Source organism: Fibrobacterota bacterium (assembly GCA_019509785.1).
Lineage (GTDB): Bacteria > Fibrobacterota > Fibrobacteria > UBA11236 > UBA11236 > Chersky-265.
This window is the reverse complement of the sequence record JAEKLQ010000079.1, coordinates 30053-41982: the sequence shown is the minus strand read 5'-3', so window position 1 is coordinate 41982 and position 11930 is coordinate 30053. Positions and strand designations below refer to the sequence as shown.

Below are 11930 nucleotides of genomic sequence, written 5' to 3'. Positions count from 1 at the left end.
CGGCCGGGCCCCGTCGATTTTGGGGACAAAAAAAAGGAACCGGGCTTACACCCGGTTCCTTATCGATAATCGATTTCCGCCGAAGCTTAGGCCATCGCCATTTCGCGCTTGGCCTTGGCTTTTACCGGCTTGGACGCGGCCTTCGGGGCGGACGCCTTCGCGGGCTTGGCGGCAACTTTCGCTTTTGGCGCGGGTTTAGCGGCCTTGGCTTTCGCTTTGGCGGGCGCTTTCGCAGCGGCCTTGGGAGCCGGCTTCGACGACTTGGCCTTCGGGGCGGCCGCCTTCGCGGGCTTGGCGCCGGCCTTCTTGTCGGCCACCGCGGCCTGCGCCGCCGCGAGGCGGGCGATCGGCACGCGGAACGGCGAACAGCTCACGTAGCTGAGGCCGATCTTATGGCAGAACTTCACCGAATCCGGGTCGCCGCCGTGCTCGCCGCAAATGCCGAGCTTGATGTCGGGACGGGTCTTGCGGCCCTTCTCGATGGCGATTTGCATGAGCTGTCCCACGCCGGTCTGATCGATGCTCGCGAAGGGGTTCTTCTTCACGATCTCGGATTCGATGTAGGGCTGGAGGAACGAGCCCGAATCGTCGCGGCTCATGCCCAAGGTGGTCTGGGTCAAGTCGTTGGTGCCGAAGCTGAAGAACTCGGCGGTCTCGGCGATCTCGTCGGCGGTGAGGGCGCCGCGCGGGATCTCGATCATGGTGCCGACGCTGTACTCGACCTTGATCTTCTTCTCGGCCTGCACGGCCTTGGCCACCGAGTGGACCACGGCGATCTGCAGATCGAATTCCTTCTTGAAGCCGACCAGCGGGATCATTATTTCGGGCTTGGCCTTGATGCCGGCGGCTTTGGCCTCGGCGGCGGCCTCGATGACGGCGCGGGCCTGCATCTCGGTGATCTCGGGATACTTGATGCCGAGGCGGCAGCCGCGGAAGCCGAGCATGGGGTTGAACTCGTGCAACTCGTGCACGCGGTTCATGATCTTTTCCACCGGGATGTTCAGCTTGCGGGCCAGATCCATCTGCTGTTCCTTGCTGTTGGGCAGGAACTCGTGCAGGGGCGGATCCAGGAAGCGGATGGTGGCCGGATAGCCGTTCAGGGCCTTGAAGATGCCCAGGAAGTCTTCGCGCTGGTAGGGGAGAAGCTTGGCCAGCGCCTCTTTGCGCGCGTCCACGTTGTCGGCCAGGATCATCTCGCGCATGGCGTCGATGCGGTCGCCTTCGAAGAACATGTGCTCGGTGCGGGTGAGGCCGATGCCTACGGCGCCGAACGCCACCGCGTTGCGGGTCTGCTCGGGATTGTCGGCGTTGGTGCGCACCTGGAGGCGGGCGGCCTGGCCGCACCACTTCATAAGGGTGGCGTAATTCTTATAGGTGCGGCTCTTGAGGGCCTCGGGATTGCCTTGCACCAGGGCCTGCACCACTTCCGAAGGAGCGGTCTTGACCTGGCCGGCGTACACGTTGCCCGAGGTGCCGTCGATGGAGAGGAAGTCGCCCTGGTTGTAGGTCTTGCCGCCCACCTTGAGGGTCTTCGAATCGTAGTCGATATGCAGGGCGGCCGCGCCGCAGACGCAGACCTTGCCCATCTGACGGGCCACGAGGGCCGCATGCGATGACACGCCGCCGCGGGCGGTGAGGATGCCTTCGGCCGCGATCATGCCGCGCAGATCCTCAGGGGAAGTCTCGACGCGGACGAGCAATACTTTCTCGCCCTTTTCGGCGGCTTCCACCGCGCGCTCGGCGTTGAAATAGATCTTGCCGGAAGCGGCGCCGGGGCCGGCCGGCAGGCCGGTGGCGATGACGGTGGTGGTCGAAAGCGCGGCGCGATCGAAGATGGGGGCCAGGACCTGATCGAGCTGATCGGCGGGAACGCGGGTGATCGCGGTTTCCCAATCGATGAATTTCTCTTCCACCATTTCGCAGGCGATGCGGACGGCGGCCACGCCGGTGCGCTTGCCGTTACGGGTCTGCAGCATGTACACCACCCCGTCCTCGATGGTGAACTCGAAGTCCTGCATGTCCTTGAAATGCTTCTCGAGCGCGGTGCGGATGCGATCCAGCTCCTTATACGCCGCGGGCATGCTCTGGATCATTTCGACGACGGGTTGCGGGGTGCGTACGCCGGCCACCACGTCTTCGCCTTGGGCGTTGATGAGGAACTCGCCGTAGAACACCTTTTCGCCGGTGGCGGGATCGCGCGTGAAGGCCACGCCGGAACCCGAGTTTTCGCCGGTGTTGCCGTAGACCATGGCCTGCACGTTGACCGCCGTGCCCCATTCATGGGGGATGTTGTACTTGCGGCGGTAGACCATGGCGCGGTCGTTCATCCAGGAGCCGAACACGGCGCCGATGGCGCCGGTGAGCTGTTCCCACGGATTGGTGGGGAAGGCCTTGCCGGTGCGTTCCTTGATGAGGATCTGGAAGCGGTGGACCAGTTCCTTGAGGTCGGCCACGGTGAGCTTGGTATCGTCCATGTCCTTGTCGCCATGGCGATCTTCCTTGATGCTCTCGATGACCATCTCGAAGGGCTCATGGTCCTCGCCGGGCATCTTCTGCACGCCGAGCACAACGTCGCCGTACATCTGCACGAAGCGGCGATAGCAATCCCAGGCGAAACGCTCGTTGTTGGTCTTGTTGGCCAGGGCCACTACGGTCTGGTCGTTGAGGCCGAGGTTGAGGATGGTGTCCATCATGCCGGGCATGGAGTCGCGGGCTCCGGAGCGGACCGAAACCAGCAGCGGGTTCTTCAGGTCGCCGAACTTGGCCTTGGTCTGGGCCTCGATGGTCTTGATGCCCTCTTCCATCTGCGCCCGGAGGACGGAGGGATAGGTGCGCTTGTTGTCGTAGTAGTAGGTGCAGACTTCGGTGGTGATGGTGAAGCCGGGAGGGACGGGGAGCCCGATGCGGCACATTTCGGCGAGGTTCGCGCCCTTGCCGCCCAACAATTCCTTCATGCCGGAATTGCCGTCGGTTTTGGTCTTGCCGAATAGATAGACGTACTTAGGCGCCTTCGCCATAATGAACTCCCTTCAGTGGATCTCTTGAGTCTCGGAAATCGTGTAAAAAGCCGTTTTTTTGGAGGACAGAATGTAGTTCCCGGGGGGCGGAAGCTCAAGACTGCGAATGCGGTTGGGCCCTTTGGAATCGGGCTTCAGGGACTGATCGGGGAGAGAAGGGCACAGGGTTAAGGGTACAGGGTAAAGGGTTGAAGAGGAGGGGTTTTCTCTACCCTGAACCCTTTACCCCGTACCCTAAAACGAAAGACCCGGGCCAGCGTTCACGGCCGGCCGGGGAAAACGAAGTCAGGGAACCGCGATAAGTGAAGTCGAGGATCCGGCCCTCGAATCGAAGCGGACCAGGAAAATCCCGTGGGCTTCCAAAGGCAGCCTCCGGCCCTCGGGCCCCTGCCCGTGCCAGGCGGCCACCCGGTTCCCGCGCGCATCGAGGACTTCCAAGGAATAGGCGCCGGGCCGCCGGATCTCCGCGGAAAGCGAAGCGCAGGACCCGAAAGCGCGGAACAAAGGCTCCGAGGCGATCCGGTCGCGCGCCGCCGCGGCCGCGCAAGTGCCATCATCGACCACGGCGCGGGGATCGTAGCGGGTATCGGCCCGGGCGGTGCAGCCGCGGCGGGCATGCAAGGGGATTCCCGTCGCGGAATCGAGTTCCATGATCTCGAAGTTGCGGTACCAGATCTGGTGCCCTTCCGATTGCAAAGCGATCGCTCCGCGTCCATACCGCACGCGGGGAGTCGGGTTGCTCGCATTGGCGCGGGCCTGGAAGTCCCACCCGGCGCAGCGCAGTTGCCCGTTCAGCCAGAAGGATCCGCTATCGCCGTGGATGGAGGCTTCGCCGTGGTTCCATTCGCCTTTGGGCTTGTCGGAGTTGGGCATGGCGCTGAAGATGGTGCGGGAGCCCCAAGGGTCGGCGGTAAAGGGGACGCCCCCCTGCGCGGCGGGCAGGTAAGCGGGGCTGGCCGATGTTTCCGTGCCCGATTTCACGGTGGTGGTGATATAAGGCCCAAGCTGCGCGGCGGCCCATAGGGTCCACTCCGAGTTGTCCCCCTTCTGGATGTCCACCTCGATGGAGCGCGGGCGGCTCACGTTCTTCAGGGTGGCGGCTTGCCCGAGATCGAAATGGATCAGCATTCCCGCATTCTCGGTGCCGTTTTCCGGGCTGAAGCGATAGTCCACGCGGACGCGGTAATAGCCATACTCCTTGGCCGTGACCACATGCCCTTTGGCTCCCGTGGGGGCATGGATCATGCCGCTATCGATGTCGAATTCGGTTCGCCCTGCGGGCGGGACCAGGCCCGTACCGTTGATGAACAGGTTGAAGCCATCCAGGTTCTTGCCATTGCAAAGGGGCGTCCAGCCGGAGTCCGCCGCCGTAGCCGCAGAGGGTTGGGCCTGCGCCGATCCCGCTGCGAGAATGCCCGCGAAGAGGGCGATGAAGGCCTTGCGAACGATTACGCGTCTTCCAGGCGCATGATCCCGGAATCCATCGGCCCCCGACGATGCATCACCACGGCCGGGTCGCCGTCGATGGACATGTTGTACAGGCTGCGCTCCAGTTCCCGGGCGGCTACGTAGAGGATTTTGGATTCGAGTTCGAAATGGGCGCTGAGTTTGGCGCTCAGGCGCGCGGCGGTTTCCGCAAGTTCACCGGCGGCGGGTGAGCCCGGATGGGCGGCGGAATGCGCTTCCAGGCGATGGGCGAAGGTCTCGCAAGTCTTGTAGAATTGCCGGCCCACTTGCGCTTCGCGGGTGGCCATGAAGGACTGGATGGAACCACGGTGGAATTCGGGATGGACGTTGCGATCACGCAGGCAAGCCTCGTAACGCAGAACCCGGGGGAAGAGGAAGCCCTCTTCCTGGTCGATATGGCCCTGGAAATCCCGCACCCAGGCCTGGAAGTCGCGGTGAAAGGGCCGCAGCTGCCTGGCCTCCGCATCGTCGGAGAGGGTATGCACGTCCAGTAGGTGGGAAATATCGGCGACTTCCTGGAGGAGAAGGCTGCGATGCTCGTGGGTCAGGTAATCAATGAGCATGTACAACGGCATGGCGCTCCAGTCCGTATCTGGCGCCGGAACGCGCGTATAGCTCACCTCGTCCAGAAAATCATCCATGCCCTCGCTTCGAGGGCCGCCCTCTCTTTGAGGGCCGCCTTCCGCAGGAAGGCCGTTGGCTGCGGACCGGAGCCCTTCCTTCCGGAACAAGTCCCCCAGCGGTTTGTCCAGAGCGTCCCAATAGCGCAGCTTGCGCTTATCCAAAAGCTCGATGGCCATGGGGCGAAGCTTAAGCAGGGAGCGCACCGGGGTCTGCTGGGAGAGCATGTTCTTCATGGCAGTCCTTTCTGGGCTGTCAGATGGGGTCACCGACCCCGTCCCCTAGGCATCGCCAGGGAACCGGATCCGCACCCCGGGATTTCGTTTTCCCGGTTTCGCCGCCCTTGCCGGCGGCTTGTCGCGAACGCGGCGTTCTGCTTCCCTCGCGAACCCCGGGTTCGCGGTGAAACAAAGGTTCGCCACAGTATGGCCTAAGGTACTGGATCCGGCGGCAAATCTCCACCGTTTTCCGAACTCAATCCGCTTCTGGAGGCCGTCCCGGCGCTATCGGCGTGAAGTTTGCCTTTTTTTATGCGGCTCCACGGCGGATCGGGGCATATCCGCCCGGAATCAGGGATGGTGGGCGGGCGGATCCCCGGAGCGTCGCGCGCCTGGGTTCAGCGGATGCGGAAACCCAGGGCTTGCAGCCGGGAACGCAACTCCCGCTTTTCCGCCGGTAACCCGATTACTTGGTATGATGCGAATTCGTGACGGATGGGATATTCGCGCCGCAAGCGATCGAATCCCTTGCCGGGATCGGCTTCGCGGAGGGCGGAACGCAAACGGGCATCGTCTTCCGCCACGTCGTAAACGGAGGCGATGCATCGCCTGAGGAAGGAGGCGTCGCTGCCCGGGACGTACGCCAGTTCGTCTTCGGAAGGATGGGGGTAGGCGGGCGCCCAGGCATCCGGGAATCCGAAGCAGGCACGGAAGGCGGCGGCCACCTGGGTGGTGCCGTTGAGCTTGCCGGGCAGGGAATACCCCGCGATATGCGGAGTCACGAGATCGGCGATCGCGCAGAGGGCCGGATCAGGCCTCGGTTCCCCCGCGAACACGTCGAGGACGAGATGGCGGATGCGCCCGGCGGCATGGGCCTGGCGCAGGGCGGTTTCGTCGATCACTTCGCCGCGGCAGGTATTGCATAGGACGATGGGGCGCTGGAGGCGCGCGAAGAAGTCCGGGCCCGCCAGTTCGAGGGTGGGGTGGGGGCCGGCCTTGATGAGAGGCACGTGCAGCGACAGGATATCGCACTCGTCCAGCAATCGCTCCAGCGATACGAAGGCGACTCCGGGCGCGCCGCCGGACTGCTCCAGGGGAGGATCGTTGCGCAATACCTTCAGTCCCAGGCCCGCGGCCTTGGCTTCCACGCGCTTCCCGACATGCCCCCATCCGATAATCCCCAGCGTCTTGCCTTCCAGCGCGAAACCCTTTTCGGCGGCCAGCCAGGTCAATGCGGAAGCCAGGTATTCGCCTACGGAGTTGGCGTTGCAACCGGGAGCCGATGCGAAGCCGATACCTTGCGATGCCAGCCAGGCCTGATCGATATGATCGGTGCCGATGGTGGCCGTGCCCACGAAGCGGACGGGCGTGCCTTCCAAAAGGCCGGCGTCCACGCGGGTGACGGAGCGGACCAGGAGAGCGTCGGCGGCGGACAAGTCGGCGCGCTTGAGGTTGCGGCCGGCGAAAAGGGTGACCTCGCCATGGGCGGCGAAGGCCTCGCGGCCCATGGGAATGTTTTCATCGACGAAAATGCGCATGCGGTTGTCCCCGGAACGTGAGCGCCAAAGCTAAGAATTTCCCGACCTTGGGGCTTTAAATCACGATGCCCGGGCACCGCGCCAGGAAGGCGGGATCGATATCCGCGGCGATCCCCGGCGCATCGGGAACTTCGAGAAAATACCCGCGATAGCGGGCCCCGCCCACCACGGGATCTTCCAACTGCCCCAGCAGGCAGGTGTCCAGGTCGTAGTACGCGAAATTCCTTTGGGCCATGGCGAGGTGCGCCATGGCGGTCAGGGCCAGGCGGCTTTCCAGCATGCCGCCCAGCATGCAGGGGATGCCGTAGCGGGCGGCGGTTTCCGCGATGCGCCGGGCTTCCAGGATGCCGCCCGATTTGGCGAGCTTAACGTTGATGGCATCCACCGCTTCCGCCTCGATGAGGCGGATGGCATCGTGGTGGTTGAAGACGCTTTCATCGGCCATGATGGGGATGGGGGATCGTTCGCGCAGCTCCGGCAGAAGGTAATCGTAATGGTGGTGGATGGGCTGTTCGCAGAACTGGACGTCGCAGGGCTCCAAGGCGCGGAGGCAGCGAAGGGCGGTATCGAAATCCCAACCTTGATTGGCGTCGATGCGCAGCCCGATGTCAGGGCCCACCGCCGCGCGGATGGAACGCACCCTCTCCACGTCTTCCTCGCCGTCCTTGCCCAGCTTGATCTTGATGATGCGCACGCCCTTGCGGACGAAATCGCGGGCCGTCTCCGCCATGCGGTCCGGCGCGTTGATGCCTATGGTGAGGTCGGTTTCGATTTCCTTACGCTCCCCGCCCAGGAAGCGGTACAGGGGCACGCCCGCGGCCTTGGCGGCGAGGTCGTGCAAGGCCATGTCGAAAGCGCTTTTGATGGTGGTATTGAAGGCGAGGGCGCGGTCCAGATCGGCCATGCGGCCCTCGATATCGAAGGGGTCCTTTCCCTTGAGGAGCCGGGCGAAGTCCTGGGCCACCGCGAAGCAGGTTTCCTGGGTCTCTCCCACCAGCATGGGGAAAGCGGAGCATTCCCCCATACCAACAAGCCCGTCCCCGTCGTGGATGCGGATGAAGGTGTTCTGCGCGACGGTGGAGAGTTCCGTCGCGATCCGGAACGGCTCCATGGGGAGCGCCAGCCGGAAGATCTCGATATGCGAAATCATGGGATTTCCCTCCCTGCCAATTGTACCGTAGATACCGCGGGCCCGCGCCAGGATACCGCTATCCCGCTCTATCCGGCGCCATGCCTTCGCCTTGGAGGTCGGTTACCCATGGGGTATATTTCGACTTGGATCGACATACTTCCGGCCAGGATCGAGTAACCCGTGAATAAGCCCTTGGATAAAGAAAGCCTAGCCGCCATCGCCGCCGATCTGGGGCGCGCGGTGGCGGGCGATCATCTGTGCAACATCAGCGCCGTGCATCGGCTGCCCGGCCGCGAGGCCGTCGCCCAATTGGTGGATCAGCTTCTATCCATCCTGTTCCCGGGCGTATTCGGCGATCAGGCTTTGCGCGAGGACGAGTTGGATGCGTTCCTGCGGGACAGCCTGGCTTCGGCGCGTTCGGCCTTGGCTTCGCATATCGTCAAGGCCTTGGACTACCGGGCCTCCCGCAACGGGCCCGAAACCGCGCCTGCGCCGGAAGGCGGGAATGGCCCGCGCGCCATGGAAATCACCGATCGCCTCCTATCGAACCTTCCCTCCATCCGGCGCGTATTGGGCGAGGATTTGTTGGCGGCCTACGAAGGCGATCCCGCCGCCGGTTCGGTGGTGGAAGTACTGATGAGCTATCCGTTCGTGCAAACCATCTCGACCCATCGCCTGGCCCACGAGTTGTACCGCGACGGCGTCCCATTGCTTCCGCGCATGCTGAGCGAAGTGGCCCATTCCCGGACCGGCTCGGACATCCATCCCGGCGCGACCATCGGCCCGGGCTTCTTCATCGATCATGGTACGGGCGTGGTGATCGGCGAGACCGCCGTGATCGGCCGCGGGGTGAAGCTGTACCAGGGCGTGACCTTGGGGGCCCTGAGCTTCAAGAAGGACGAGGACGGGAATCCCATCAAGGGAATCAAGCGCCATCCCAACCTCGAAGACGGGGTGACCATCTATGCGGGGGCGACCGTGCTGGGCGGGAAGACCACCATCGGGCGCAACAGCGTGATCGGCGGTAACTGCTGGATTACCTCTTCGGTGCCGCCGGATACCGTGGTGATGTCGGAACGGGCGCGTTCGCAGCACAAATAGTATCGCCTCGGCGGACCGGAATCGATAGGGCGGGCCCCCTTCCCGGCCCGACATACGCTATAATCCCCCCATGCCCCGTTCGCGCATCGGCCTCGTCGGCCCCGACGCATCCCAACCCTGCGGCATCGCCGATTACGTCGGAAGATTGGCCGCCGTCCTGGCGGCCGAATGCGATCTGGCCTTCGTACCCTTCCGGCACGCGCTGGCTTCGCCCCGATTGGAATCGTGCCAAGCCATCCTCGTGCATTACGAAAGGTCCTTGGTTCCCGATCCCGGTTTCCTGATCCGCTTGGGGGCGCGCTTTCCCGGCCGGATGTTCGTGGTTCCGCATGAAGTCTACGCGGAAGATCCCTTCGCCTTCCCTTACGCCGATCTGCGCGCGGGTTTCCCGCCCTTGCTCTGGTTGAAGCGCGCCATCTATCGATGGAAGCACCGGGAGTTCGCCCGTGAACGGCGGCTCCAAGCCGCGGGATATGCAGCCCATCGCGTGATTCCCCTATCGGGCCCCAACGCCGCCATCCTGGGCCCGCTGGCCCCCGGCAAGGTGCTTGAACCGGTCCCGCACGCCTTCTACGCGCCCTCCGTAGCCAGCCCGGTCGTGCGCAAGGAAGATTATTTCCCGCGTAGGCCTAAGTCCATCATAGGGATATTCGGATTCCTCAATCCGGCCTCGGATTATGCCCAGGTTTTCGATCTGCTGGCGACCCTCGATCCCGGGACGGCTTTATTGATCCTGGGCGGGGAACGATCCGCAAGCGGCATGCAGGAACGCCTCGAACACGAAGCGGCGGCGCGCGGCCTTTCCGATCGCGTTCGCGTCACGGGTTGGCTGCCTCCGGAACGGGTCGGGTCGCACTTAAGCTTATGCGATCTTTTCGTCAGCCCCATGCGCTTCAAGAGCAATAGCGGATCGTTGCTGCATCTGCTCCACTTGGGACGTCCCATCCTGGTTCCGGATTTGCCGCTTACGCGCTGGCTCCAAGCGGAAGGGGCTCCCGTGGATCTTTACCGCGATGGAACGGAACTCCGCGGACTAGCGCTGGGCTATCTGGAGGGAAAGGTTCAGCCGCCGGCCAATCGGTACCGTTGGGACTTCCCGACCGTGGCGCGGGCCTACCTCCGGGCCATGGGCGTTGGGTAGGGCCCTCAATAATTGAAGGACAATCGCAGGGACAGGTTGTGCGAGCTGGGGAAGCGGTTTTTGGTTATTGCGGTCTCTTCCTTGACCTGATACAGGTACCCAATCTCGATGTTCCGGGTGAGGAAGAAGCGGAAGTCGGCCGTGAGGTCCCGCAAGCGGATGCGCGCCGGGTCGGAATTGGGGGCGAAAAGCTCCAGGCGCAGATCCAAGGTCATGTCCGATCCCAGGCGGAGGGTTCCGTACAGGTTACCCTCGACGCCGATCTCGTAGGTCGATTTGGCGCGGAGATATTGACCCTCCCCATTGGTGACGTAGCTGTAGTCCACCAAGTTCTGGATGGCCGCTACCCCGAGCTGGGAATTGGCTTCCAGGTAGTACTTCGAGACCATCTCCACGTTGAATCCCGCCCCTTCCTGTAAGTTAAGGGGATCGAGGGATGGTTGGATGATGAAGTTCCCGCCTACGATCTTGGAGACCTGCGGCACCAGCGTTCCGGAAGAGTCCTTTTGGGTGACGATGGAGACGGAGTCCGTGACCGGCTTGTTGTCGAACAAATGGGTGGAGAGGATGGTGCGTACGTACGGGCCCAGCCAGGGCAGCAAGCGCCGAATCCAGGTGGTGCGTAGTTCGGCGATGTCGGAGGTGACGTTCAGGCGGCGGTTGCGCTCCTTGCTGAAATTATCTTGCAGGAACAGCTCGGTGGTTCCCAGGTAAAGGGCATCGTCGTATTGCAAGCGCATGCGTAGGTCGTCCGAAACCAAGGCGGCCTCCTTGCGCGTATCCGTATTGTCGGTCACACGGGATAGATCCACGTTGCCGCCGGCGCGGATGCCCAGGCTCCAATTGCTGCCCATCTTGACCCGGGTGTTCAATGCCTTCACGCCCCCGGCGATGAGGTCGCCGCTCGTCTTGTCGAAGATCAGTTCGATCTGGGTCAGCTCTCCGGGATTGAGTTGCACGGTGATGTAATTGCGTAAGGAGTTGAAGCCTTCCCCGGGCTTGCTGATCCGGTACATGCCGGCGGGAAGAAGCCAGGCCCGGATATCCTGGAGGCGCTCTTCCGGTAAGCCGCGGCCCTTGCCGTAGTTGGTTCCGCGGTCGACGCGGATGACCTCGTATTGGGATTCGAGGTAGTTGCCCTCCGGCGTCAGCGTCTCCACCAGCAGGCCGCTCCATTCGGGCGGAACCACCGAAGTATGCCCTTCTTCCACCCTTACGTCGACGGACATTTGCTGCGCGGCGGTGCCCGAGCCCAGCCGCACGGTGTACAGGCCGGAATCCACCAGGATGCGTTGCCCCGTGGTCCCGTTCTTCACCTGCATTCCGCCCAAGGTGGTAACGGTGACTTCGGGTTCGCGGCGGGGTTCGGTATAGCTCGGCACGAAAATGGCGCCCTTCCCCATGGGGATGAGGGTTCGTTCCCGCGCCAATTGCTCTTCGATGGAAGCGGCCAACCAATTATTGTTGTGCCGCACGGGCGTTTCCACGTGGGCCCGGGCTTCCGCCTTGCTGACCTCCCCGCTGGAAATGTCCTCGCCAGGCAGATCCCCGATCTGGACTGCCCGCGCCGGCAGGACGGAAAGCAGGATTCCCGGCAGGATGGTGATTAGACGGGCGATCGGGCCGGCGCTGCGCCGGTCGGCTCCCGTTCCGCAAAGGGCCCGCAGAAAGGAGGCTAGCACGCGGCGCATGCGG

At 63.5% G+C, this 11930-nt stretch carries 6 protein-coding genes and 1 pseudogene; 2 read left to right on the top strand and 5 right to left on the bottom strand.

Annotation, left to right across the window (positions count from 1 at the left end):
• Nucleotides 1-86: 86 nt before the first annotated feature.
• From JF616_21430 to JF616_21415, 4 genes and pseudogenes are all read right to left on the bottom strand, one after another.
• A complete protein-coding gene (locus tag JF616_21430) occupies nucleotides 87-3017 on the bottom strand; it encodes a pyruvate, phosphate dikinase (protein MBW8890324.1) in 2931 nt (976 codons plus the stop codon).
• A 651-nt stretch (nucleotides 3018-3668) separates the two neighbouring features.
• Nucleotides 3669-4601 (bottom strand): annotated as a pseudogene (locus JF616_21425) (DUF1080 domain-containing protein).
• Nucleotides 4602-5721: 1120 nt separating this feature from the next.
• Nucleotides 5722-6861, bottom strand: a complete 1140-nt coding sequence (locus JF616_21420) for a 4-phosphoerythronate dehydrogenase (GenBank protein ID MBW8890323.1) — start codon at nucleotides 6859-6861, stop codon at nucleotides 5722-5724.
• Nucleotides 6862-6916: 55 nt separating this feature from the next.
• On the bottom strand, nucleotides 6917-8011 hold the full coding sequence (locus JF616_21415) for a dipeptide epimerase (protein MBW8890322.1): 1095 nt from the start codon (nucleotides 8009-8011) through the stop codon (nucleotides 6917-6919).
• Nucleotides 8012-8173: 162 nt separating this feature from the next.
• Between JF616_21415 and JF616_21410 the strand changes: the two genes are divergently transcribed.
• Nucleotides 8174-9094 (top strand): serine acetyltransferase, encoded by a 921-nt coding sequence (locus JF616_21410; protein MBW8890321.1) that lies wholly within the window; start codon nucleotides 8174-8176, stop codon nucleotides 9092-9094.
• A gap of 70 nt (nucleotides 9095-9164) precedes the next feature.
• On the top strand, nucleotides 9165-10235 hold the full coding sequence (locus JF616_21405; protein MBW8890320.1) for a glycosyltransferase: 1071 nt from the start codon (nucleotides 9165-9167) through the stop codon (nucleotides 10233-10235).
• 5 nt (nucleotides 10236-10240) lie between these two features.
• Here the strand turns inward: JF616_21405 and JF616_21400 are convergent, their stop codons facing one another.
• Nucleotides 10241-11926, bottom strand: coding sequence for a hypothetical protein (locus JF616_21400; protein ID MBW8890319.1), 1686 nt, complete (start codon nucleotides 11924-11926; stop codon nucleotides 10241-10243).
• Between the last annotated feature and the right edge of the window lie 4 nt (nucleotides 11927-11930).

Bases quoted from the DNA above. Each gene is read 5' to 3' on its own strand.
- JF616_21430 (MBW8890324.1), bottom strand. From the start codon at position 3,017: ATGGCGAAGGCGCCTAAGTACGTCTATCTATTCGGCAAGACCAAAACC.
- JF616_21420 (MBW8890323.1), bottom strand. From the start codon at position 6,861: ATGCGCATTTTCGTCGATGAAAACATTCCCATGGGCCGCGAGGCCTTC.
- JF616_21415 (MBW8890322.1), bottom strand. From the start codon at position 8,011: ATGATTTCGCATATCGAGATCTTCCGGCTGGCGCTCCCCATGGAGCCG.
- JF616_21405 (MBW8890320.1), top strand. From the start codon at position 9,165: ATGCCCCGTTCGCGCATCGGCCTCGTCGGCCCCGACGCATCCCAACCC.
- JF616_21400 (MBW8890319.1), bottom strand. From the start codon at position 11,926: ATGCGCCGCGTGCTAGCCTCCTTTCTGCGGGCCCTTTGCGGAACGGGA.